Origin of the sequence: Azospirillum thiophilum, from assembly GCF_001305595.1 — a bacterium.
GTDB classification, from domain to species: domain Bacteria; phylum Pseudomonadota; class Alphaproteobacteria; order Azospirillales; family Azospirillaceae; genus Azospirillum; species Azospirillum thiophilum.
Map to the genome: position 1 here is coordinate 1,600,155 of NZ_CP012401.1, position 22,465 is coordinate 1,622,619.

The window sequence follows — 22,465 nt, forward strand, 5'->3', positions numbered from 1 at the left end:
GCCGCCGGCGGCCTACCGCCGGCCGGGATCGCGGCTCAGGCCCTTGGCCTGCAGTTCGGCGAGATAGTCGGCCCACAGCCGCTCCTGCTCGCTGCCGATCTCGTAAAGGTATTTCCAGCTGAAGATGCCGCTGTCATGCAGGTCGTCGAAGACGATGCGGATGGCGTAGTTGCCGACCGCCTCCACCCGCATGATGCCGACATGGCGCCGGCCGGCGACGGTCTGCTTCTGGCTTGGGTTGTGGCCCTGCACCTCGGCGGACGGGCTGACCACGCGCAGGAACTCCGCCGGGTAGGAGAAGCGGCTGCCGTCGTCGAAATCGACCTCCAGCCGCTTGTCGTCCTTCTTCAGCCGGATTTCCGTCGGCCACTGCACGGTGCCGAACCCATTGCCGGTGGACTCGCCGGAGCTCATCGCGCGGACCCCGCCTTGTCGAGGCTGCGCGCTTCATCGATCAGCATGATCGGGATGCCGTCGCGAATCGGATAGGCCAGCCCGGCGCGCTCGCTGACCAGCTCGCCGCGCTCGGCGTCGTAGCGCAGCGGTCCCTTGGTCAGCGGGCAGACCAGGATCTCCAGCAGCTTGGGGTCGACGCGGGCGCTGGTTTTCGATTCGCTGCTCTTGTCCTCGGGCGTCGCCATGTCGTGTCTCGCAGGTGAAGGGAGGGGGGGATGCCGGTGCCGCATCAATGTCTGGGCGGCGGACCGTCCCCGTCATGGCTGTCGAGAATGGCCATCTCGACCAGTCCGATCAAGAGCTTCCCGCGCTCGGCCAGGGTCGGCGCCTCCAGCAGCGCCTGTTTCTCGCTGGGCGTGAAGGGGCAGATCATCGCCAGCGAGTTGACCAGCCGCTCATCCAGCGTCGATTCGATGGATTTCCAGTCGACCGACAGGCCTTGGACGCGGAAATAGCTCTTCAATGCGCCGAGCAGGCGGCTGCGGTCGACAGCGCCGCAAGGATCATGCTCCATATCTGACCGGAAGGGGCGCCAGTCGGGAACGACGCGGCGGTAGCCGCGCGCTCCCTCGACCTCGCGTCCGATCTCGAAGCGGGCGACCCCGGTCAGGGTAATCATAAGGCGGCCGTCCTCGGCCTCGGCGAAGCTGGTGATCCGGCCGGCGCAGCCGCAGGGGTAGACAGCCGGTTCGCGAGCCCGGCAAACCGGGTCGAGCGGCTGGATCATGCCGATCATGCGGCCGCTGCCCAGCGCATCCTCGACCATCGCGAGGTAGCGCGGCTCGAAGATGTTCAGCGGCAGCCGCGCGCGCGGCAGCAGCAGGACGCCGGCCAGCGGAAACACCGGCAGCATCGTCGGCAATTGCCCGAAATCCGGGTCGAAGGGGTTTCTGGTCATGCCAATCAGATAGGCCCCCTTCGCCGGTGGAACAGCCGTCCCCCTACCGGAAAACGGTTGCGGGGGAAACGGCCTCAGCTGAACATCATCGTCGACAACCGGCGGCGGGTCTTCACCGTCAGCGGGTCGGTCTGGCCGAACGCCTCGAAGAACTTCACCAGCTGCTTGCGCGCGCCGTCGTCGTTCCAGGTCCGGTCGCGCTTGAAGATCTCCAGCAGCTCGTCCACCGCGGCCTCGCGCTTGCCGGCGGCGAACAGGGCCATGGCGAGGTCGAAGCGCGCCGCATGGTCGTTCGGGTCGTGGGCGACCTTCTCCATCAACTCCGGGATCGGGCCCGCATTGGCCGCCTGTTCCGCCACGTCCAGGGCGGCGCGGACATTCGCCAGCTCCTTGTCCTTGGCGATGGCTTCGGGCGCCTGGGCCAGCATCTGCTTCGCGTTCTCCAGGTCGCCGGCGGCGATCAGGCAGCGCAGGATCCCGGCATAGGCCTGGGCGTTCTCCGGCTCCGCCTGCATGATCTGGCTATAGATGTCGAGCGCTCCCTGCAGGTCGCCACCCTCCATCATCCCCTTGGCCTGGGCGAAGGCCTCCTCCAGCAGGTCGTCGGCCCCGCCGCCGACGCCGGCCTGCTTGGCGAGCGCCAGCAGCTTGTCGACGAAGGCCTTCACCTGCGATTCGGGCAGCGCGCCCATGAAGCCGTCGACCGGCCGGCCCTGGAAGAAGGCGTAGACGGCCGGGATCGACTGGACCCGCAGCTGCGAGGCGATCATCGGGTTGGCGTCGGTGTCGATCTTCACCAGGCGGACGGCGCCCTTGGCGGCGCGCACCACCTTCTCGATGATCGGGCCCAGCTGCTTGCAGGGGCCGCACCAGGGCGCCCAGAAATCGACGATGACCGGAACGTCGCGCGAAGCCTCGATCACGTCGGCCATGAAGGCGCGGTCGGTGCTGTCCTTGACGATGTCGGCGGCACCGGCGGCGGGAGCGGCGGGCTTCGGCGCATTTGCGGGGGGCATGGAGAACATGGCGTGTTTCTGTCCCGTTCGTGATGTCCGGCCCAATGGGATATCCTGGCGGGACATCCCATTGGGCCATGAGTTTGCCGGTCCGGCCATTGCAGACCCCGACCGCGTTCGTTGCCGACATATGTGAGCGTGCAGGGCGGCTCAAGCAAGCATTGCGTCGCTCCGGCACCCCGGCAAGGGCCGCTTCTCCGCGCAGTCAGCCGCAGTCAGCCCTCGTCCCGGCCGAACTCGACGATGGCCGGCTCGTGCCCGCAGGCGCGGATGAAGCGCAGCAGGTCGTCGGGCCGGATTGCCGTGGTGCGGTCGTTCAGCAGCGGGTGGTAGTTCAGCAGCTCATGCTCCATCATCGCCTTCTGCAGGACGACGCGCACCTTGCGGTCGCCGTCGTTCACCAGGGCGAAGGGGGTGACCGAGCCCGGCCGGATGCCGAGATGCCGCCACAGCCGTTCGGGCGAGGCGAAGGACAGCCGCGCCGATCCGATGACCTTGTCCAGCCGGTTCAGGTCGACACGGGCATCCTCCAGCGCCACCACCATCCAGTGCTGATCCTTCCTGTCCTTAAGGAACAGGTTCTTGCAATGGCCGCCGGGCAGGGCGCCGCGCAGGGCCTTGCTTTCCTCCACCGTGTGCAGCGGCGGATGGCTGTGCGTCGTGGTCGGGATGCCGAGGGCGTCGAGCCGCGCCAGCAATTGCTCCGGCGCGGTCGGCAGCGGCAGGTCCGGAGCCAAGTCCGGGGACGCGTTCGGATCGGGAGCGGGATGCGATGGGGTGTCCATGTTTGCTCTTGTAGCGGGGGCGCGGAAAATCGTCCAGCCGGTGAAAAAACCGAAACAAGGGCCTTGCATTGCGTCGGCCGATCAGTATAGTCCGCCGCACACCGCCTGACGGCACTGTCGAGGCGCCGGACGGTGGATGCGGAGCGCGGGCGTAGCTCAGGGGTAGAGCACAACCTTGCCAAGGTTGGGGTCGAGGGTTCGAATCCCTTCGCCCGCTCCAGTTTCCTTCGGCGTGTTGTCGAAGGTATGCGATTTCAAAAGGCCGGACCTTCGGGTGCCGGCCTTTCGCATTTTGGCGATCTTTCCCGTCCCCTCCCTTTCGCCATCGTCCGGTTGGGCTTGCGAGTTGCGCGGCTCCACCCTCCGATTGCAGAAAATCGAGGCTGGATCGTCATACAATTGTACGGCTCTCCCTGACCGATGCGGTGTGACGTTCCGACGGCCCAAGCCAGTGTCGGCAACGCCAGCATGGCAGTTTCCGCAAACTGCGCAGGGCTCGCAACTTTCTTATAATTTCCCGTCATTCGACATTTCTTCTTTATGACGACGCGGGAAACGGGATGAAATTTCATATGACGTATTTACAGATTGTCAACTTCCTTGCGTATGACCGCAGGAGTATATACACTTCAAAATCTAAATAATCGGATTCAAACGTTCCGGGGGTTGTGACAATCGCTGACAGTCTGCGGAAACGCGCATCGTAACCCCAAGATGTTCCCGCAGCAGGGTTTCCAGCCGGCTGCCTGCCTTTGGGCGTGGCCGGTCCATAGGATCCTCCGGTGCATCCCGCAATCGCCCGAGCCGGCACCCGCCGTCGACTGCCAGTCGCGAAATGCGGGCCAGGTGGGCATGCGCGGGGCCATGCCACGCGGAGATCATGTGAATCGCGGGCCATGAGCATCGGGGGCGATGGCCCGGCTGTGCCGGAAGCCCGCCATTTCCCCGGGCGATTGCCGCCCCCCGCCCAAACCCGCTCCAGAAACGAAAGGAAATCGCCATGGCCATGCAACGCTATCTCGTCGAATACCGTCATCTGTCGCCCCAGACCCTTGCCGTTTGGTCGTCGGTGCCCAGCAGCGTCGCCTCCGACGCCCTGAACCGCTGCCAGAGCATGGATTCGCGTATCAAGCCGATGGTTCCGGGCATGCGCCTCTGCGGTCAGGCCCGCACTGTGGTCACCATGCCCGGCGACAACAGCATGGTTCACCATGCCGTCAGCCTGGCGGAACCGGGCGACGTCGTCGTCGTGGCCGGCGGCGGCCTGGACGACGTGGCGCTGGCCGGCGAATGGGTCGTGCGCTGCTGCAAGCGCCGCGGTCTGGGCGGTCTGGTGGTCGACGGCTCCGTTCGCGATCTGCACGAGATCCGCGGCCTGGGCCTGCCGGTCTTCGCCAAGGGCGCCGTCGCCCGCGGCCCGCACAAGAATTTCGGCGGCAAGATGGACGTCACCGCGGCGATCGGCGGCGTGCCGGTCAATCCGGGTGACCTGATCCTGGGCGACGAGGACGGCGTGGTGGTGGTGCCGCTGGCCTTTGCCGACGCCGCCCTCAGCCAGAGCCTGGCCCTGCTGGAGCGCGAGCGCCGGTGGACCGAGCAGATCGAGGCCGGCGCCACCCTGGTCGACGTGCTCGGCGTCCCGCCGCTGGAGATCGTCCCCGCCGATTGAACGGAGCGGGGTGAGGGAAAGCCCCTGCATCGCCCACCTGCCGATCCTGCCCACACGGTGCCGCCTACATGTCGCTGATATTCCAGATCGTCCTGCCGATGTTCGGCCTGATCGCGCTTGGTTTCTGGGCGGCGCGCTACCGCGGGTTCAGCAATGCGATGGTCCAGGGGCTTTCGCGATTCCTCGGCATCTATGCGCTGCCGGCCCTGCTGTTCTCCAACATGGCCCGGGCGGACATTCCCGATCCCCTGGAATGGGCGGTGCTGGGATCCTTCTACATCGGGGCGGTCGCGGTCTTCCTGGTCGGCGGGCTGTGGATGCGGCTTGCCGGCCGGCGGGAGCAGATCGCTCCCATCGGCTTGGCCAGTTCCTTCTCCAACATCGCGCTGCTGGGCTCGCCGATCATCATGGAGGCCTATGGCCCGACCGTGGCGGTGCCGGTGATGCTGCTGATCGTCTTCCAGTCGCCGTTGCTGTTCACCTCGGCGACCATGCTGGCGGAAACCCAGCGTTCGGCGCGCAGCGGCCGGACAGGCCGTCCCGTGCAGGCGACGCTGGCAGCGGCCAAGGCGACGCTGGCCAGCCCGCTGGTGGTGTCCGTCATCCTCGGGCTGGCCGCCAACCTGATCCATCTGCCGATTCCGCCCATGGTGATGAAGAGCTTCACCTTGATGGCGCAGACAGTCCTTCCCTGTGCCTGCTTCACCCTCGGCGCTTCGCTGGCGCTCAGTCCGGCTTCGGGAGCGGTGCTGCCGGCCACGGTGGTCGCGCTGCTGAAGACCGGGTTGCATCCGCTGCTGACTTGGCTGCTGGCCACCCATGTCTTCGACCTGCCGCCGGTGTGGGTCGCCCCCGCGGTGACCGCCGCGGCCCTGCCCATCGGTATCAACGCCTATGTCTTCGCCGAGCGCTACAATGCCGGGCGCGAGGTGGTGTCGATGTCGTTGCTGATCTCCACCCTGCTGTCGCCGGTGTCGATCTCCATCGCCTTCATGGTCTCGGCAGCCGGCTGACGGCGGCGCGGCCGGCCCGATCGCGCAGTGTGACCATTTGTCATATCTTTGAAATTATCTCCATTCGACTTCCATAGCCTCCAGGGGAGGCCGAGGGAGAATGAACGGAATATGATGTCTCACAAGGCGGAGAGGCCGAGTCCCTCTCCATTGAAGCGATATCTAAATCCTGTTAGCCTCTAATTGTATGACCAGTGATGGAACGAGGCGACGGCTGGGCTGTGTCTTGACAGAAAAAAACACGCTAAAAGTGAGAGTGGCGCGTCCGGCGCGAACCGCATCCCATGCTTCGATGGGAAGTAAACGGGCCGTGCCCGTGATGACATATTATAGTATGTCCTCTTGTAAAGGCGGCAAGTTTGTCGATGAATCCGGCATAGAGTATGTCAGGTCGAAGACGCCGATAAATGTATGTGCGTTAATCATTGAAAAAGATTTCCCGGATGAGATGGTCCGGCGGTGCCCGCGCCGGCGGGCCGACCGCCACGGATCTCGTCCGAACGACGTATCGTGGAACGGAGCGGTGAAGGTGGAACTGGGGGCGTTGCCGATGGCGCCGCCGGTGTTCCGCGACAGCCGGCCATTCCTCCGCCCCAATGCCATGCCGGACGGTTCGCGCCTTGAACCGGCGGCCGATGCAGGTGCCCCATGACCCTCCTCAACAACTTCCACATTCCCGTCAAGATGGCCATTCCGGCGACGACGGCGATTGTCGGCATGCTGGTGATCGCGTTGCTCGGCTGGTCGGCGATCACCCAGCAATCGACGCTGCTCGACGCCCTCTTCAACCGTTCCTTCACGCGGGAGGCAGAGATCCAGGGGCTGACCGACACGCTGACGGTGGCCCATGCCGGCATGTACCGGACCGTGATCCTCAACAGTGCGAACGCCTCGCCCAAGGCGGTGGAAGAGGAGATGAAGGCCCTCAACGGACAACTCGACAAGCTGAAGGGACAGGCGGCTACGCTGAAGGGCGCCACCGCCGACACCGACGAGGAAGCCAAGTATTTCGAGCGGTTCGGCACCGATTCGGCCACATATCTGGCCAAGGTGGTCAGCTTCCTGGATCTCCTGAAGATGGGTGTCGATCCGCTCGACTTCCTGCAGGAGGTGCAGTCGGCCTATACCCGCCTGCAGGCGACCAGCCGCGACTACCTGACCTACAAGCGCAAGGTCTCCACCGACGCCTACGCCCAGGTCAACGAGTCGGTCGACCGCACCACCCAGGCCTTCATGGCGGTGGCCGGTGCGGCTCTGCTGGTCACGGTCGGCGTCGCCTTGTTCATCGGCATGAACATCGCCCGGCCGATCGTGCGCCTGACCGACGTGATGGAGCGGTTGGCCCGCGGCAACCTGGAGGCCGACATCCCGGCGGCCGAGCGCGGCGACGAGATCGGCCAGATGGCCCGGACGGTCCAGGTCTTCAAGGAGAACGCCATCCGCGTGCAGGAGCTGTCGCGCGAGCAGGAGGCGATGCGCCTCCGCAACGAGCAGGAGCGGCGCCAGTCCATGTCCGCGCTCGCCAACGACCTGGAGGCGTCGGTCAAGGCGATGATGGGCGAGGTGGTGCGCTCCGCGACCTCGATGCGCAACGAAGCGAACTCGATGCTCGACAACGCCAAGCAGACCAGCCACCACAGCGACAGCGTCGCCCATTCGGTGCAGGAGGCGACCAGCGAGGTCGAGAGCGTCGCGGCCGGCGCCGAACAGCTCCGCGCCTCCATCGACGAGATCACCCGCTCCATCAGCCAGTCGGCGCTGCTCGCCCGTGGCGCGGTGGAGGAGGCGGGCCGGACCGACAGCATCGTCCAGGGGCTGAGCGAAGCCAGCCGCAAGATCGAGGAGGTCGTCGGCCTCATCCAGTCGATCGCCGGCCAGACCAACCTGCTGGCGCTGAACGCCACCATCGAGGCGGCGCGGGCCGGCGAGGCGGGCAAGGGCTTCGCGGTCGTGGCGCAGGAGGTTAAGAGCCTCGCCAACCAGACCGCCAAGGCGACGGAGGAGATCGGGGCGGAAATCGCCGCGGTCCAGGGCGCCACCCATGCCGCTGTCGGCGCAATCCGCGCCATCGTCGGCACCATCCGTCAAGTCGACGAATCGCTCGGCACCGTGGCCGCCGCCGTCGAGGAGCAGGACGCCGCCACCCGTGACATCAGCGCCCGTTCGCAGCGCGCTGCCGTCGACACCATGGCGGTGATGCAGGAGATGCGGCTGGTCCAGCAGGCGGCCGAAACCACCGGCCATTCCGCCGGTTCAGTCCAGAACACCACCGAGGAACTGTCGCGCAGCTTCAACCGCCTCGACCATGAGATCGAAGCCTTCATCACCCGCATCACCGCGGCGTGACGGCAGGCTGAAACGACGACGCCCTCTCCCGTGGATACGGGAGAGGGCGTTTTTTTGCGGGAGGTGGCGAGGCCGAATGTTGCGGCAGATACCTCACCCCACCGGCACCGACCGTCTTGCATCGGCCCACTCGCGGGCCGTGGTGGGGCGGCCCTCGGCGTCGATCAGTCCGCGGGTGAACAGCTCTTCGGCATGGCGGATGAAGAAGGCGGCGGTGCTCGACCGCTCCCAATGCTCCATCCAGTTCTGTTCCAGGAAGGCCAGGATCGCCGGCTGGTCCAGTTCGGCTTCCCACAGCACGCCGAGCAGCGAGGTCTGCTGCTCCTCATGCATGCAGTCCTCGAAGCACAGGCGCTTGTCGGCGCGCGCTTCCCGGCGGGCGGTGGTCTCCGGGCCGGGGCCGAGCCCATAGTCGATCAGCGTCCGCCGCTCCGGCGCCGCGCACAGCCAGTGCGTCACCTCATGCACGATCACCGTCGCCTCGACGTCGGTGCGGATCACCTTGCCATCCCACATGAAGGAGCGGCTGGGCGGCTCGTCCAGCGTTTCGATGCCGTGGGCGTGGGCCAGCCGCACCGCCTCGGCCCGATGGGCTGGCGTGTCGACGCCGCCGCCCGGCTGGTCGGCCGGGCGCACCGGCCAGGTCGCGGCGATCCGGCGGAAGGCGGCCTGCGCCTGCGGATGGTCGTCCAGATGGGCGTCGAAGGCCGCGAGGGCCTTCGGCATGTCGTCGATTGCGATGGGGGTCAGGATCATCGCGCCTATGTGCCGAAGGGCGCCGGCCCGCGCAAGGGGAATGTAGACGGGTAAGCGGCGGGACAGTCCGGCAAGTCTGGAACACTGGCAAGACCCGGTCGATTCGGGTCTTGCCGGTGCCATGACCGTCATGCTTGCGAGGGCGAACGATGGCGTTTCTTACGCGGCGCGCATGTCGGTCAGGAAGCGCGACACGAAGCCGCGCAGGTCCGTCGCCTCGTGGTTCAGCCCGTCGGCGGCGGTCAGCACCTCGCGCGAGGCGCCGCCGGTCGAGGCCGCAGCTTCCGATACGCCTGCAATGTTGCCGGACACCTGTTGGGTGCCGCGCGCCGCCTGCTGGATGTTGCGGCTGATCTCCTTGGTGGCGGCACCCTGTTCCTCCACCGCCGCGGCGATGGTCGTAGAGATGTGGCTGACCTCCGCGATGACCCGGCCGATCTCGGCGATTGCGCCGGCGGCCTGACGGCTGATCTCCTGGATGCCGGCAATCTGGCCGCCGATCTCCTCCGTCGCCTTGGCGGTCTGGCTGGCGAGGCTCTTCACCTCCTGCGCCACGACCGCGAAGCCTTTCCCCGCCTCGCCGGCCCGCGCCGCCTCGATGGTGGCGTTCAACGCCAGCAGGTTGGTCTGGCTGGCAATGTCGGTGATCAGCTGAACCACCTCGCCGATGCGCTGCGCGGCGTCGACCAGCCCGCGGACGGTGCCGTCCGTCCGCTCGGCGGTGGCGACCGCGTGACCGGCGATGCGGGTGCTTTCCGCTACCTGCCGGCCGATCTCGGCGATGGAGGCGGTCAGTTCCTCGGTCGCGGCGGCGACCGTCTCGACATTGCCGGTCGCATCGAGCGAGGCGCTGGCGACCGCATCGGCCTGTCGGGTGGTCTGTTCGGCGGTGGCCGACATGGTCTGGGCAGTCGCCTGCAACTGCGTCGCCGCCGCCGACACGCGGCCCAGCGCCTCCAGCACCAGCCGGTCGAACTCCTGGGTCAGCCGGTCGATGCGCTCGCCACGGCTGCGCCGCGCCTCGTGCTCGGCCTGCTGGCGCTCGGCCAGACGGTCGCTCTCGATCAGGCTGTCCTTGAAGACCTGCAACGCCCTGGCCATGCCGCCGATCTCGTCGGCGCGCTCCAGGCCGGGAATGTCGACGCCGCGGTCGCCGCCGGCCAGCCGGGTCATGCGGTCGGTCATCGCCACCACCGGCCGCGACAGCCCGCGGCCGATCAGCAGGGCGGTTGCCAGACCCAGCACCACCGCAACGAGGGAAGCGGCGATCATCACGTTGCGTGCCTTGGCGATGAAGGCCCCGGCCTCCATGCCGAGCGTCTTCTGATGCCCGACGCTGGCGATGGTCAGCTGTTCCGCCTCTGCGGCGATGGAATCGCCGACGGGGATCAGCACCTCCTTCACCAGCTTGTCGCGTTCGGTCGTTGCCTTGACCACCGCGTTGAAGCCGGTGGTGTAGACACGCAGCATCGCCGTGTAGGACATCGCCATCTTGCGGCGGTCCATGTCGGTCAGCTTCGCCATCATCGCCCCTCCGCGGCTGGCCGCATCGGTGAACTGCGAGCGTGCCTGGCTGGCCAATGCCGGCGATCCGTCGATGTTGTAGCGGGTGGCCGAAATGCGGGCCGACAGCATGTGGCGCAACGCCATGCCCGCCAAATAGGCAGCGTCGGTGTCGCCGGCGGCGCTGGCGCTGTCCATGATGGTGTCGAGCGCGCTTTCCAGCCGTGGCCCGATCTCGTCCAGTTCGGCGATGGCCTTGGCGCGCTGCGACTGGAGATCCATGGTGGTGGTGAATGCCTCCCGATACTGGGCGATCCCCTGCGCCATGCGGTCGACGGTCTGCCGCAGCGCCGGGTCGGAGAACAGGCCGCGGGCCGTGTCGATGGTCCGGGCCGCGTCTTCGGCATGGCGGCGGACGGTCGCGCCGACCTCCGCATCGCCGGTCAGCAGGAAACGGGTCGCCTGCTGGCGCATCTCCAGCATCAGGGCCTGGATGCGGCCCAGCTCGTTGGTCTGCTGGCCCAGCCGCCGGTAGGTTTCCACCGCGCTGCCGGCATCGGACAGCGCCACCACTCCGATGCCGCCGATCAGCACCAGGAACAGCAGGATGCCGGCACTTGCGGCCGTGATCTTGGTGCCCACACGAAAGCGATTGAAAAGGCTCATGGTCGAGGCCTCCGTCGGCTCGGGGGTCGTTGCCCGGCAGTTGGGCAGGACCCCCCGGAACAGGTCAGTCATCACGACCCTTTTCAGGAACCGTGCCACTGTCGGGAACCGCGCCACATGCCCGGGTATGGGAGGCCGGGGCCGGAGGCTCAGGGCCGAATGCGAGGAAACAGCGGCTCCAATGCTGTGGAATAAACCGCCGCTTTGCGTGTTCGCCCGTTGCGTCAGTCCACAGGCATAGGTCATCCGGCCAGCCGCCAGCCCGGAACGATCATTTTTTGTGCCGTGGCGGTCACAGGAGAGGCATTTTGAACATCACCCCGTATCGTGATATATGCCAAAGGGCGCAGCGGCCGGCCGGGGTCGTCGCCGATTCCGCCATCACCCGGCTTCTGACGCTTTGACCCGACGGCTGGCCATGTCCATTCCCGACGCGCCCATTTCCGCGGCTTCTTCGGATGTCCGCACCGCTCCCGCACGCAGTTCCGACGCCGGCCGGCCTCCAGTGAGCCGCCCCCCTGCGGATCGTTCCGGCCGACCGCGGCGGGGGCGCCTGTCGGTGGTCATCCCCTTCTACAACGAGGGGGCGAACATCTCCGCCCTGTTCGACCGGCTGATCCCGGTGCTCGACGGGGTGGGCATGGATTGGGAGGTCGTCTGCGTCAATGACGGCAGCCGCGACGATACCGTCGACCGGCTGCTGGACGTCCATGACCATGACCAGCGGGTGAAGGTGGTCGACCTGTCACGCAACTTCGGCAAGGAACTGGCTCTGTCGGCCGGGCTCAGCCACACCACCGGCGATGCCGTGGTGCCGATGGACGCCGATCTGCAACACCCGCCGGAGCTGCTGCCCGCCTTCATCGCCAAATGGCGCGAAGGATTCGACGTGGTCGTCGCGGTGCGCCATGCCCGGGTGGGGCAGAGCCTGAAGCACCGCCTGTTCGCCAAGCTGTTCTATTGGGTCTTCGACCATCTGTCGGAGATCAAGCTGCCGCGCGAGGTCGGCGATTTCCGCCTGATGGACCGCCGCGTGGTCGACGTCATCAACCGGATGCCGGAGCGCACGCGCTTCATGAAGGGCATCTTCGCCTGGGTCGGCTTCCGTCAGGCGGCGATCCCCTATGAACAGGGCGAACGCGCCGGCGGCGATACCAAATGGGGCTTCGTCAAGCTGCTGCGCCTGTCGCTGGATGGGCTGACCGCCTTCTCCACCTTTCCGCTGAAGGTGTGGAGCCTGGTCGGCATGGCGGTGTCGGGGGTGGCCTTCGTCTATATCCTGATCCGGCTGGTGCGCACCCTGTTCCACGGCATCGACGTGCCGGGCTATGAATCGTTGCTGGTCGCGGTGCTTTTCCTGGGCGGCATCCAGCTGATCACGCTGGGGATCATCGGCGATTATCTGGGCCGGGTCTTCGCCGAGGTGAAAGGGCGGCCGCTGTTCATCGTCCGCTCGGCCCATGGCTTCGGCCCGCCGGAGGAGCATGACGGGTCGGAGCCGCACGCACATGGCTTCGAGCCCTCGGCCGTCCCGGCCACGGACATGGTGGACGCCGGGCAGGAGCCGCGGCGATGAGCATCGAGACCCGCCGGCGCACCGGCGATGATCCGCCCGCCGTCCTCCGCACGTCGGCGGCCGGGACGGCCGGCGAAGCGGCATCCACCGCCGGCACTCCGGCCGGTGCCGCGGTGGTGCGCGGCGAGGTTGCGCTGTGGGACGGGCTGTCGCGCGCGCTTTTGCTCGGGCTGCTGATCCTGTCGGCGCTGACCTTCCTCAGCTATGGCATCAGCACCGACGAGGAGGTCCAGCACATCTACGGCAAGAAGCTGCTGTCCTACTACACCAGCGGCTTCCAGGACCGGTCGGCCTTCCATTTCAAGGATCTCGCCTATTACGGCGGCCTGTTCGACCTGACCACCGCGCTGATCGTCCCCTTCTCGCCCTTCGAGGAGTATGAGACGCGGCATCTGCTCTGCGCGTTGGTGGGGGTGCTGGGCATCGCCGGGACCTGGCGCTACACCCGGCTGCTGGCCGGGCCGCGCGCCGGCTTCATCGCCGCGGCGCTGCTGGCGCTGAGCGGGGTCTATTACGGCGCCATGTTCAACAACACCAAGGACGTGCCCTTCGCGGCCGGCATGGTGTGGACGCTCTATTTCGCAACCCGCATCCTGATCCAGCTGCCGCGGCCCAGCCGCAGCGCGGTGCTGAAGTTCGGGCTGGTGCTGGGCATGACGCTGGCCATCCGTGTCGGCGGGGTACTGGCCGGTTTCTATCTGGCGGTCGCCATGGCCCTGCATTTTGCGCTGTTGACCCGCCAGGAGGGGCACCGCTGGGCATTGGTCGACGCGCGCCGGGCCTTCCTGTCGCTGTGGCCGGCGATCCCGGTCGCCTACGCCATCATGGCGGTGTTCTGGCCCTGGGTGGTGCAGCGGCCGCTGCGCAATCCCCTGGAGGCGCTGCGCGTCGTCTCGCATTTTCCCATCGACATCCAGACGCTGTTCATGGGCGAGCTGGTCCATTCCAACGACCCGCCGGCACTGTACCTGCCGGTCTATCTCGCGGTGAAGCTGCCGGAAGCGGTGGTGATCGGCGTCGGGGCCGCAGTGGTGCTGGCCGCGGTCTGGCTGGCCCGCGGCGGCTGGCGGCGGACCGGGGCCTTCAAGCTGGTGCGCTATACCCCGTTGGCGCTGGCGGGCTTCCTGCCGATCCTGCTGTTCATCCTGATGCGGCCGTCGGTCTACAACGGCATCCGCCATTTCCTGTTCCTGGTCCCGCCCTTCGTGGTGATGGCTGCCATCGCCGCCGACCGGCTGTGGTGCCTGTGCCAGCGCGGCGGCCGGGCGCTGGGCCAGGGCTTCGCCGCGGCGATGACCGTCGTCGCCGTGGTGTACGCGTGGCAGCTCGGCGCCATGCACCCGAACCAGTACGTGTACTATAACCAGTTCGTCGGGGGCGTACGCGGCGCCGACGGCAGGTTCGAGCTGGATTATTGGGGCAATTCCCTGCACGAGGCGTTGCAGGAGTTGATCGAATATGTCGAGCGTGAGAATGACGGCCACGCCCCGCCGCGGCAGTACACCCTGACCGTCTGCGGCAACACGCTGGCGGTGCGGTTCGAACTGCCTCCCTGGCTGCGGCTGGTCAACGGGATCGAACCGGACTGGCGCAAGGCCGATTTCTTCCTTGCCTTCACCCAGGCCAAGCGTTGCCCGTCCCTGCTCGACGGCCATCCGATCCTGGAGATCGCGGCCGACGACGTGCCGCTGTCAATCGTCAAGGACCGCCGCCCGCCCAAGTCAGATGTCCCGACCGAATAGGCGCCTGACCCGATAAGCCTGGACCGGGCGGTGGGGGAGTACCCCCGCGGCCCCGTCCGCGTCTTAAGCCGGATCGCCCTTCGCGGCCCTGTTTGCCCGCCGGTCCACCGCCCACTCTCCCTACTCGCTGTGGCGAACCGGGCGGAGGCGGGAATGCGGCGCAGGCTGCTCTTGGTCATGGTAAGTCTGCTCGCATGGAGCGTGCCGCCCGGCGCGACCGGCGCCATCGGGTTCGACCCGGCGGTCGCTCCGGCCGTTGGGCAGATGCGGGACGCACTGGGCGATGCACTGATCGGGGCGGTGGAGGCACGGCAGCCGCCGGCCGGCGCGGGAAGCCTGGTGGTCGGCGTGATCCGCGACGGACGAAGCGTGGTGGTCGGGCGCGGCGATGCCGGCCGGCCCGACGGCGGTCCGCCGGATGGGCACACCCTGTTCCAGATCGCGTCGCTGACCAAGCCCTTCACCGGCACCATCATGGCGGAACTGGTGCGGGAGGGCAGGGTGGATCCCGCCGACCCGCTGGAGCATCATCTGCACCGCATCGGGCCGGTTGCGGTCGCCCATGTGCCGGCTTACGACGGCAGGCCGATCCGCTTGCGTGACCTTGCCACCCATACCGCCGGCCTGCCCAGCGTACCGGAGACGCCACGCTTTTCCTGGAGCCGGCTGGAAGACCCGTACAACCCCTACAAGCCGTTGTCGCGCGGCGACGTGGCGCTGTGGCTGTCCGGCTATCGGTTGCCGATGCCGCCGGGCAAGCGCTTCAGCTATTCCAACGTCGGCATGGCCGTGCTGGGGGAGGCGCTGTCGGCGGCGGCCGGCCAACCTTACGAGAGGCTGCTGAAGCGGGTGGCGACCGAACCTCTCGGACTGCGCGACACCACGCTGCATCCGACTGCGGAGCAGTGGGCGCGCAAGGCGGCGGGGCACGCCCGTGGACGGAGCGTGCCGGATTGGGAGGCGCCGGCGATGCTGCCCGCCTTCGGCCTCTATTCGACTGTCGACGATCTGCTGCGCTGGCTGTCGGCCAATCTGGGCGACTGTCCGGGCAGCGCCGCGGGGCCGGACGGCCGCGGCTGCTCTCCCGGAACCGCGGCCACTCTTGCGCTGGCGCAATCGGTGCAGGTGGACGGGCAGTCGCTGGCCGAGCCGGGGGCTTTGGGGGTGGGAGCCATGGCGCTGGGGTGGTTCGTCGCCTGGGACGACGACGGCACGCCGATCCATTGGCATTCCGGCTCCACCGGCGGCTTCAACGCCTACATCGCCTTTTCGCGGGCGCATCGCTGGGGCGTGGTGGCGCTGACCAACAGCGATCCCGATCAGGTCGCGGCGGACCGGGTGGCGATCGATCTGGCCCGCCGGTTGGCCCGCGGTCTGGAGGTCCGGCCGGAGGTGGCGAGCTTGCCGTGAGGAGTCCCGGGGGGAGTCGGACGCCCGGCCGCGGCATCAATGCAGGCGGCGCGGCGGCTTTGCCGGAATTTCGACGTCGGCCCGCTGATGGGCGATGGGGCCGGCCTGATGGTGGGCAAGGCGCCAGCCGCCATTCTCGCGGGCGAAGAGGTTGGTGGCGGCCAGGACGGCGCTGCCCAGCATCTCCTCGCACACCACCAGGGCGGTGTCGTTGTGCAGGGTGACACGCTCGTTGCGGGCCTGGACGGTGACGCCGTTGGGAGAGCCCAGCACGTCGCGCCAGCTCGTCAGCACCGCTTCACGCCCGAACAGGGCGGTCCAACCGGGATGGATGCAGGAGATGGGCAGGGTCTCTGCCCACAGGGCTTCCATCGCGGAGACGTCGCGGTTGGTGAAGGCCCGGTAGAAGGCCTGGTTCAGAGCCAGCAGCGTGTCGCGGTCGGTCATGGCTTCGGTCCGGGGATGGTTCCGGTGGCAGGAGAGGCGAAACCTTCCGCTCCGCCTCCGCTCCGCTTGTAAAGAAGCCATCCGGCCGGGGCAAGCACCGGTCCGGCATGGTGCCTGACCGGTGCTGTGACAACTGACCTGCGGGCGCCGCGGTTCAGGCGGTGAGGTCCACGCTCTGCGACTTGGCGGCGGTACCGGTCGAAGCCGCGGCCGTGGTGGCGGCGGACTTGCCGGACGTCAACCCTTCCACCGGGGCGGACAGGTCGAGCGACAGGTGGGTCACGCCGTCCTTGCCGGTGGTCGGCTTCAGCACGGCCAGGCCCTTCATCCCGCTGCTGCCGCCGCCCTTGGACGCCATGTCGTTCAGCTTGCCCAGGATGTCCTTGATCTCATCGTCGCTGAACCCATCGGAGCGGACGATCATGCCGGTGGACTTCCCGGTGGCGGTGGTGGTCATGCCCGTGGCGCTCAGCGCCATCTCGCTGCCGCCCTTGCCGAGCGAAGCCTGCAGCCGCTGGTCGTCACGGCGGAAATCCAGCGTCGACTTGGCGAAGGAGATGCGGACACTGCGGTCGCCGTCCTGGATCTCGAGCTCGATCCCGTGGGATTCGATGGACCATTGCGACTGCGAGGCCTGCATGTCGACGGTCAGGTCGCTGAGGTTCATGTTCCCCAGCTTGGATTTCACATTGTCGCCGAAGCCCTTCACGGCGTCGTCGATGCGGTTCTGCGGAACGCCCAGCGCGCTCAGCGTGTCGCCCAGCCCCTGCTTCAGCGTGTCGACGGCCTTGCCGAAAGCGCCCGAGAGGTCGTTGGCATGGTCCAGTGCCGACTGCATCAGCGATTGCGCCTGCCGGGCGCGGTCGACGCCGCTGCTGCCGCTGGCCGCCGAGCCGCCGCCGGCCGCCTGGGAAGCGCCCGAGCCGCCGCCCTTGCCGGTCAGGCTGTCCAGCAGCGATTCCATCGATTGGCTGATGGTGTAGGCCGGCGACTGGCTGCTCTTGTCCGTCTTGCCGCCGTCCGCCGTCTTCGCGTCCGATTTGGTCAGCCCGTCCTTTGCCGTGCCGGCCGTCTTTGACGCGCCGTTCTGCACAGCCGTGGACAGCACCGACGGTTTGCCGTTCGGGCCGCTGAGCTCCGCGTAGTACATTGATGCCCCCGCATCGCGTTGTTCTTGCACAAGGGAATCATGGTCCTCGCAACCTTTACCATTTGTTAATTTCGGATATTTCTTTTGTTTTCGATATAACTTCCTTACCTTACTAAGTATCCGCAGCTCCATGACTTTCCGTTCCGGTCGGCAGGCACTTGTTCCGTTCCCGTGATGACCTGCGACGACCGGCGGCTTTCACCGGACCGGAGCCCCTGCTACCCTGCCTGCAAACGGCCCGGAAGAGGGAACCCGCACCATGACCGACCGCCTTTCCATCGCGCTGGCCCAGGCCAACCCCAGCATCGGGAGCCTCGCTGCGAATGCTGTCCGTATCCGTGCCGCCCGGAATGAGGCCGCGGCCCGCGGTGCCGATGTCGTCGTCTGTCCTGCCGGCGCCCTGTCCGGCGCACCGCTGCTCGATTTGCTGCGTGTCCCCGCTTTCCTCGATGCTGTGGAGGCGACGGTTGGGGCGCTGGCGGCGGAAACGGCGGACGGTGGTCCGGCCCTGCTGATCGGCGCGCCCTGGCGCGATGGCGCCAAACACCACAATGCGGCATTGCTGCTGGATGATGGCAGGATCGCCGCCATTCGTTTTCAGGCCGAAATGATCTTCGATACGGTCGGCAGCACCGGTGAAGATCGTTTTGATCCCGGTCCGATGCCAGGGCCGATCAATGTTCGGGGTGTGCGTGTCGGCCTGCTGATCGGCAGCGACCTTGCAGTCGCCGACGTGGCGGAGACGCTGGCCGAGAGCGGTGCGGAACTTCTGGTCGCCATGCTCGCCAGCCCCTTCGCCCCCGGCCGGATGGACGGGCGGGTGCAGGCCGCGGTGGCGCGGGTGGTTGAGGTCGGGCTGCCGCTTGTCGCGGTGAATGCAGTGGGCGGACAGGATGAGCAGGTGTTCGACGGCGGCAGTTTCGCGCTGGCGGAAGGCGGCAGGCTCGTGGCCCAGGCTCCGTTGTTCGCGGAACATCTGCTGCTGACCCGGTGGACCCGCGACACGGACGAATCCGGCAATGAGTCCTGGGATAGTTCCGAAGCCGAAATGATTGCTCCGGTCGAAGGGGCGGAAGCGCTCTACGGCGCCCTGATGCTTGGCCTGCACGATGCGGTTTCCAAGGGCCATGCACCGGGGGTGGTGGTCGGGCTGACCGGCGGGCTGGACTCGGCGCTGGTCGCGGCCCTTGCGGTCGATGCGCTGGGGGCTGACCGGGTGCTGGCGGTCCGCGCTCCCCTGCCGGGCGGCGAAACCGCGGCGCTGGCCGACGCGCTGGGCGATGCGGCGGAGATCGTCGAACTGCTGGGCTGCCGCCTGGACAATGTCGCGTTGGGACCGGTGCTGAAGGCTGCCGACTCGCTGCTCGCCCCCGCCTTCGCCGGCCGGGACACCGCCGATGCCGCGGACCGGCTGCATACCCGTCTGCGCGCCGCGACCCTGGCGGCGCTCGCCGAGCGGATGGGCGCCCTGCTGCTGGCGACCGCCGACCGCACCGACCGCGTGCTCGGCCTCGCCGTCGACGAGTCGGGTTGTGGCTATGCGATATTGGCCGATGTGCCGAAGAGCATGGTGTTGGACTTGGCGCGCTGGCGCAACGCCCACCAGCCGGCGGGATCGCGCGGGCCGGCCGGGCGGGTGGTGCCGGAACGGGTGCTGGACCGTCGGCTGAAAGCAGCCACGCCTGCCGGATTGCCGCCGGCGGATGCACTGGACGACCTGCTGGCCGGGCTGTTCGACGGGGCTTTGTCGCCTGCCGATCTCGCCGCCCGCGGACATTCGGCTGAAACGATCGGCCTCGTCTGGCGGATGGTGCTGGATGCGGAACCGGCACGCCGACGGGCGCCGCCGGGGCCGCGCATCTCCCACCGGCCGGGCGGGCGGGAGCGGCGCTTCCCGGTAGCCTGCGGCCCCGTCGACCTTGCCTGATCGGGGCCTGATCGGGGCCTGATCGGGGCCTGATCGGGACGTGGGGGGAGGAGGGGCGCTCCTCCTCCCCGCTGACCGACCGAGCCGGAAGCGGATATGCCGGGCGTCAGCCGCGCGTCAGCTTGATGATGGTGGCGATCATCCCGAAGCTCCACAGCACCGCCGGCAGCACCACCCAGGTCGGATGGAAGATGATCGCCAACGGCATGATCAGAATCAGCAGCAAGGCAGGGAAGACGAGCCAGGGAGAATTTCCCCAGTTGCTCAACAACCCGGCCGGGTTCTCGTCTTCACCGAAATAAGCATCGGCGGTGACTGCTTGGTCCGTCATCTCTAACACCCAATTTCTTCGTGGTTATTCCCTTGTCCCGCATTGCAGCAGGACATCGGTTCATACGCCACGATGCTTTGGATGACCAGAGCGAAGCCTTGGCCGTCACGTTCTACTTTGGTCGGGAGGATTTACGCTGCTTCGGTCAGTGCGAGTTGAGGCCGGCGCAGGCTCGACTGGATGGTGAAGGGAGCCCGGACGCCGCCATTGAACAACTCGGCGCATTCCAGGGCCTTCAACACCCGCTCTTCCGGTGGCTGGCCGGCCGTGGAGGCGAGCGAACCCAGCGCATAGTCCGACCCGCAGCCGATGGCATGAAAGCCGCGCACCGCCTCGCCGACCTGATAGTCGGACTGTACGGTGAACAGGCGCCCCTCCAACCCGACCATGAAGGTGCCGCCGGTCTCGACATCGTTGGAGCGGTGGGCGTAACCGCCGTCCTTCAGGCAGTTGCGCACGGCGTCGACGAAATCGACCACCATGTAGCGGAACAGGTCGGTGCCGCCGTCGCGCGACGGAACCTCCAGCCGGTAATGCAGCAGTTGGCCCATGCGGAAGGAACTGGTGAAGCCGATCAGGCAATCGCCATTGCGGAACACCTTGGTGTCGGCGCGGACGGTGATGTCCAGCCCGTTGACCCCGGCGCTGTCGCCCCCCATCCACACCCGATCACCCTCCACCAACCCCACTATGCAGGTCATCGCCAGCCCTCGCCTTGGAAATGAAACTGATGGCAAGGGTGTGGGGGTGTCGGTTAATGAATTGTTTCGCAGCGATGTGACATTGGTTGTGACGAAGGAGGTATCGCCACCCCCCCCCCTCGTCATCTGCTCGTCATCCGCTCGTCTTGAGCCGCGCGACGCGCTCAGCGCGTCAGTTCGACCAGAGCCTTGACCGTATTCTCGGCACCCTCGGCGATCTGGGCCAGGTCGGCGTCCAGCATGTAGCAGGGCGAGGTGACGATCTTCAGCTCCGGATCCACCACGATCTCGCCATGGGTGGTGGTGCGGTGGACCGCGCCCATCGCCTCCAGCGCGGCGATGGTGCCGGGATCATTGCCGACCGTCAGTTCCACCCCCTGTTGACCCAGGATCTTGGCGAGGATCGCGGGGGCGATGCACAGCGCGCCGATCGGCTTGCCGGCGGCGCGCATGGCCGCGACCGCGGCGACCACCTGCGGGTTGACCGAGCAGTCGGCTCCCTTGAAGGCGAAATCGCTGAGGTTTTTCGCCGCACCGAAGCCGCCGGGGAAGATCAGCGCATCGACGTCGCCGGCCGAGAATTCACTGAGCGCAGTGATCCTGCCGCGGGCGATGCGGGCCGATTCGACCAGCACGTTGCGGTTCTCGCCGGTCTCCTGGCCGGTCAGGTGGTCGACGACATGGGCCTGCGGGATGTCGGGAGCGTAGCACACTGCCTCCGCGCCCGCCCTGGCGATGGCCAGCAGGGTGCAGACCGCTTCATGGATTTCCGTGCCGTCGTACACGCCGCAGCCCGACAGCACGACGCCGATCCGCAAGCTCTTTTCCGCCATGGGATGTCTCCGAGGGATGGATTTGCCGCCAAGCTAACGCAGGCCGCCGTTCCCGCCTACCATGCTTCCGGCTGCGGCAAAATCGCTCGCGCGGCGGGGGAGGCTTGCGCTCCTCCCGCCGTCGCCCTCCCGCCGCCCCGGCGATCCGATCCTTGCGGTCGCAGGGCCGCATCAGCCCTTGATGAAGGCCAACAGGTCGGGGTTGATGGTCTCGGCATGGGTGGTCGCCATGCCGTGCGGCAGCCCCTTGTACACCTTCAACGTGCCGCGCTTCAGCAGCTTGACGGCCAGCAGGGCGGAATCGGCGATCGGCACGATCTGGTCGTCATCGCCATGCATCACCAGCACCGGCACGTCGATCTTCTTCAGATCCTCGGTGAAGTCGGTTTCCGAGAAGGCCTTGATGCAGTCGTAATGGGCCTTGGCGCCGCCCATCATGCCCTGGCGCCACCAATTGTCGATCACCCCCTGCGAGACCTTGGCGCCGTCTCGGTTGAAGCCATAGAAGGGGCCGGCGGGAATGTCGCGGAAGAACTGGGCGCGGTTGGCGACGAGCGCCGCGCGGAAACCGTCGAACACCTCCAGCGGCAGGCCGCCAGGATTGGCCGGCGTCTTCAGCATGATCGGCGGCACCGCGCCGATCAGCACCGCCTTGGCGACGCGGCCGTTGCCGCCATGCCGGGCGACATAGCGGGCGACCTCGCCGCCGCCGGTCGAATGGCCGATATGGATGGCGTTCCTCAGGTCGAGATGGGCTGCCAGCGCGGCGACGTCGGCGGCATAGGTGTCCATCTCGTTCCCGGTATCGGTCTGGGTCGAGCGGCCATGGCCGCGCCGGTCATGGGCGATGACCCGGAAGCCCTTGCCCAGGAAATAGAGCATCTGGGCATCCCAGTCGTCGGACGACAGCGGCCAGCCATGATGGAAGACGATGGGCTGGCCGGTGCCCCAGTCCTTGTAGAAGATCTGCGCGCCGTCCTTGGTGGTGAAAGTGCCGCTGCCCTTGCCGCCGCTGGTACCGCCGCCCTTGCCATGGCTCTTGCCGGCAGCCGCCGGCCCGCCTTGCGCCGCCTGGGCGGTTTGTGCCACGGCGGCGGCTGCGGTCAGGCCCAGCCCCGCGGCGAGCAGGCCCCGCCGGGAGGTGCCGGGATTCGCATGGGTGTCTTCGATCTGGCTCGTCATGTCGATCTTCCTTGCTGGAGTGTCCGTTGCGGGTAGGCGGTGCATCGGTGATGCGCCG

21 protein-coding genes and 1 tRNA gene are annotated in these 22,465 nt (G+C 67.4%); 9 read left to right on the forward strand and 13 right to left on the reverse strand.

Annotation, left to right across the window (positions count from 1 at the left end):
* Positions 1 to 12 precede the first annotated feature (12 nt).
* The 5 genes from AL072_RS07400 to AL072_RS07420 form a co-directional block, all read right to left on the reverse strand.
* On the reverse strand, positions 13 to 414 hold the full coding sequence (locus tag AL072_RS07400; RefSeq protein ID WP_045580872.1) for a gamma-butyrobetaine hydroxylase family protein: 402 nt from the start codon (positions 412 to 414) through the stop codon (positions 13 to 15).
* Entirely contained in the window at positions 411 to 641 is a 231-nt protein-coding gene (locus AL072_RS07405; protein ID WP_045580871.1) for a Trm112 family protein, read from the reverse strand. Before AL072_RS07405 ends, AL072_RS07400 begins: the two co-directional genes overlap by 4 nt.
* 44 nt (positions 642 to 685) lie before the next feature.
* On the reverse strand, positions 686 to 1,354 hold the full coding sequence (locus AL072_RS07410) for an LON peptidase substrate-binding domain-containing protein (RefSeq protein ID WP_045580870.1): 669 nt from the start codon (positions 1,352 to 1,354) through the stop codon (positions 686 to 688).
* A gap of 74 nt (positions 1,355 to 1,428) precedes the next feature.
* The gene (locus tag AL072_RS07415; protein WP_045580869.1) at positions 1,429 to 2,379 is read right to left on the reverse strand and encodes a thioredoxin family protein; all 951 of its coding nucleotides are present in this window, start codon (positions 2,377 to 2,379) and stop codon (positions 1,429 to 1,431) included.
* 206 nt (positions 2,380 to 2,585) lie between these two features.
* Positions 2,586 to 3,155 (reverse strand): prolyl-tRNA synthetase associated domain-containing protein, encoded by a 570-nt coding sequence (locus AL072_RS07420; protein WP_045580868.1) that lies wholly within the window; start codon positions 3,153 to 3,155, stop codon positions 2,586 to 2,588.
* 145 nt (positions 3,156 to 3,300) lie between these two features.
* Here AL072_RS07420 and AL072_RS07425 point away from each other — a divergent pair.
* From AL072_RS07425 to AL072_RS07440, 5 genes are all read left to right on the forward strand, one after another.
* Positions 3,301 to 3,375: transfer RNA gene (locus tag AL072_RS07425), tRNA-Gly, on the forward strand.
* Positions 3,376 to 4,155: 780 nt separating this feature from the next.
* A complete protein-coding gene (locus tag AL072_RS07430) occupies positions 4,156 to 4,824 on the forward strand; it encodes an RraA family protein (RefSeq protein WP_045580867.1) in 669 nt (222 codons plus the stop codon).
* Between the two features lie 68 nt (positions 4,825 to 4,892).
* Positions 4,893 to 5,837 (forward strand): AEC family transporter, encoded by a 945-nt coding sequence (locus tag AL072_RS07435; protein WP_045580866.1) that lies wholly within the window; start codon positions 4,893 to 4,895, stop codon positions 5,835 to 5,837.
* A 310-nt stretch (positions 5,838 to 6,147) separates the two neighbouring features.
* Positions 6,148 to 6,489, forward strand: coding sequence for a hypothetical protein (locus AL072_RS34210; protein WP_144428169.1), 342 nt, complete (start codon positions 6,148 to 6,150; stop codon positions 6,487 to 6,489).
* Positions 6,486 to 8,183, forward strand: coding sequence for a methyl-accepting chemotaxis protein (locus AL072_RS07440; protein ID WP_045580865.1), 1,698 nt, complete (start codon positions 6,486 to 6,488; stop codon positions 8,181 to 8,183). Before AL072_RS34210 ends, AL072_RS07440 begins: the two co-directional genes overlap by 4 nt.
* Positions 8,184 to 8,276: 93 nt before the next feature.
* Here AL072_RS07440 and AL072_RS07445 read toward each other — a convergent pair whose 3' ends face one another.
* Positions 8,277 to 8,939, reverse strand: a complete 663-nt coding sequence (locus AL072_RS07445; RefSeq protein WP_045580864.1) for a hypothetical protein — start codon at positions 8,937 to 8,939, stop codon at positions 8,277 to 8,279.
* A gap of 159 nt (positions 8,940 to 9,098) precedes the next feature.
* Positions 9,099 to 11,108 (reverse strand): HAMP domain-containing methyl-accepting chemotaxis protein, encoded by a 2,010-nt coding sequence (locus AL072_RS07450; protein ID WP_045582413.1) that lies wholly within the window; start codon positions 11,106 to 11,108, stop codon positions 9,099 to 9,101.
* A gap of 559 nt (positions 11,109 to 11,667) precedes the next feature.
* Between AL072_RS07450 and AL072_RS07455 the strand changes: the two genes are divergently transcribed.
* The 3 genes from AL072_RS07455 (at position 11,668) to AL072_RS07465 (ending at position 15,836) form a co-directional block, all read left to right on the forward strand.
* Positions 11,668 to 12,684, forward strand: a complete 1,017-nt coding sequence (locus AL072_RS07455) for a glycosyltransferase family 2 protein (protein WP_281178611.1) — start codon at positions 11,668 to 11,670, stop codon at positions 12,682 to 12,684.
* Positions 12,681 to 14,426 carry an ArnT family glycosyltransferase gene (locus AL072_RS07460; protein ID WP_045580862.1) on the forward strand — a complete coding sequence of 582 codons (1,746 nt, stop codon included), beginning with the start codon at positions 12,681 to 12,683 and terminating at the stop codon, positions 14,424 to 14,426. Before AL072_RS07455 ends, AL072_RS07460 begins: the two co-directional genes overlap by 4 nt.
* Positions 14,427 to 14,579: 153 nt before the next feature.
* A complete protein-coding gene (locus tag AL072_RS07465) occupies positions 14,580 to 15,836 on the forward strand; it encodes a serine hydrolase domain-containing protein (protein ID WP_045580861.1) in 1,257 nt (418 codons plus the stop codon).
* Between the two features lie 36 nt (positions 15,837 to 15,872).
* Here the strand turns inward: AL072_RS07465 and AL072_RS07470 are convergent, their stop codons facing one another.
* Positions 15,873 to 16,283 (reverse strand): nuclear transport factor 2 family protein, encoded by a 411-nt coding sequence (locus AL072_RS07470; RefSeq protein WP_045580860.1) that lies wholly within the window; start codon positions 16,281 to 16,283, stop codon positions 15,873 to 15,875.
* A 154-nt stretch (positions 16,284 to 16,437) separates the two neighbouring features.
* On the reverse strand, positions 16,438 to 17,433 hold the full coding sequence (locus tag AL072_RS07475; RefSeq protein WP_045580859.1) for a hypothetical protein: 996 nt from the start codon (positions 17,431 to 17,433) through the stop codon (positions 16,438 to 16,440).
* A gap of 259 nt (positions 17,434 to 17,692) precedes the next feature.
* Between AL072_RS07475 and nadE the strand changes: the two genes are divergently transcribed.
* Positions 17,693 to 19,360, forward strand: coding sequence for an NAD(+) synthase (nadE, locus tag AL072_RS07480; RefSeq protein ID WP_045580858.1), 1,668 nt, complete (start codon positions 17,693 to 17,695; stop codon positions 19,358 to 19,360).
* A gap of 106 nt (positions 19,361 to 19,466) precedes the next feature.
* Here nadE and AL072_RS07485 read toward each other — a convergent pair whose 3' ends face one another.
* The 4 genes from AL072_RS07485 to AL072_RS07500 all read right to left on the reverse strand — a co-directional run bounded on the left by AL072_RS07485 (position 19,467) and on the right by AL072_RS07500 (position 22,407).
* Positions 19,467 to 19,691 (reverse strand): hypothetical protein, encoded by a 225-nt coding sequence (locus tag AL072_RS07485; RefSeq protein WP_045580857.1) that lies wholly within the window; start codon positions 19,689 to 19,691, stop codon positions 19,467 to 19,469.
* 131 nt (positions 19,692 to 19,822) lie between these two features.
* Positions 19,823 to 20,392: a hypothetical protein gene (locus tag AL072_RS07490; RefSeq protein ID WP_045580856.1), complete on the reverse strand. Its 570-nt coding sequence runs from the start codon at positions 20,390 to 20,392 to the stop codon at positions 19,823 to 19,825.
* A 164-nt stretch (positions 20,393 to 20,556) separates the two neighbouring features.
* Positions 20,557 to 21,225, reverse strand: coding sequence for an isoprenoid biosynthesis glyoxalase ElbB (elbB, locus tag AL072_RS07495; RefSeq protein ID WP_045580855.1), 669 nt, complete (start codon positions 21,223 to 21,225; stop codon positions 20,557 to 20,559).
* A 171-nt stretch (positions 21,226 to 21,396) separates the two neighbouring features.
* Positions 21,397 to 22,407 (reverse strand): alpha/beta fold hydrolase, encoded by a 1,011-nt coding sequence (locus tag AL072_RS07500; protein WP_045580854.1) that lies wholly within the window; start codon positions 22,405 to 22,407, stop codon positions 21,397 to 21,399.
* Positions 22,408 to 22,465: the final 58 nt, after the last annotated feature.

Coding starts and splice junctions, on each gene's coding strand:
- AL072_RS07430 (WP_045580867.1), top strand. CDS start 4,156: ATGGCCATGCAACGCTATCTCGTCGAATACCGTCATCTGTCGCCCCAG.
- AL072_RS07475 (WP_045580859.1), bottom strand. CDS start 17,433: ATGTACTACGCGGAGCTCAGCGGCCCGAACGGCAAACCGTCGGTGCTG.
- AL072_RS07410 (WP_045580870.1), bottom strand. CDS start 1,354: ATGACCAGAAACCCCTTCGACCCGGATTTCGGGCAATTGCCGACGATG.
- AL072_RS07435 (WP_045580866.1), top strand. CDS start 4,893: ATGTCGCTGATATTCCAGATCGTCCTGCCGATGTTCGGCCTGATCGCG.
- AL072_RS07460 (WP_045580862.1), top strand. CDS start 12,681: ATGAGCATCGAGACCCGCCGGCGCACCGGCGATGATCCGCCCGCCGTC.
- elbB (WP_045580855.1), bottom strand. CDS start 21,225: ATGGCGGAAAAGAGCTTGCGGATCGGCGTCGTGCTGTCGGGCTGCGGC.
- AL072_RS07405 (WP_045580871.1), bottom strand. CDS start 641: ATGGCGACGCCCGAGGACAAGAGCAGCGAATCGAAAACCAGCGCCCGC.
- AL072_RS07420 (WP_045580868.1), bottom strand. CDS start 3,155: ATGGACACCCCATCGCATCCCGCTCCCGATCCGAACGCGTCCCCGGAC.
- AL072_RS07445 (WP_045580864.1), bottom strand. CDS start 8,939: ATGATCCTGACCCCCATCGCAATCGACGACATGCCGAAGGCCCTCGCG.
- nadE (WP_045580858.1), top strand. CDS start 17,693: ATGACCGACCGCCTTTCCATCGCGCTGGCCCAGGCCAACCCCAGCATC.
- AL072_RS07485 (WP_045580857.1), bottom strand. CDS start 19,691: ATGACGGACCAAGCAGTCACCGCCGATGCTTATTTCGGTGAAGACGAG.
- AL072_RS07500 (WP_045580854.1), bottom strand. CDS start 22,407: ATGACGAGCCAGATCGAAGACACCCATGCGAATCCCGGCACCTCCCGG.
- AL072_RS07450 (WP_045582413.1), bottom strand. CDS start 11,108: ATGAGCCTTTTCAATCGCTTTCGTGTGGGCACCAAGATCACGGCCGCA.
- AL072_RS07400 (WP_045580872.1), bottom strand. CDS start 414: ATGAGCTCCGGCGAGTCCACCGGCAATGGGTTCGGCACCGTGCAGTGG.
- AL072_RS07490 (WP_045580856.1), bottom strand. CDS start 20,392: ATGACCTGCATAGTGGGGTTGGTGGAGGGTGATCGGGTGTGGATGGGG.
- AL072_RS07465 (WP_045580861.1), top strand. CDS start 14,580: ATGCGGCGCAGGCTGCTCTTGGTCATGGTAAGTCTGCTCGCATGGAGC.
- AL072_RS07440 (WP_045580865.1), top strand. CDS start 6,486: ATGACCCTCCTCAACAACTTCCACATTCCCGTCAAGATGGCCATTCCG.
- AL072_RS07470 (WP_045580860.1), bottom strand. CDS start 16,283: ATGACCGACCGCGACACGCTGCTGGCTCTGAACCAGGCCTTCTACCGG.
- AL072_RS07415 (WP_045580869.1), bottom strand. CDS start 2,379: ATGTTCTCCATGCCCCCCGCAAATGCGCCGAAGCCCGCCGCTCCCGCC.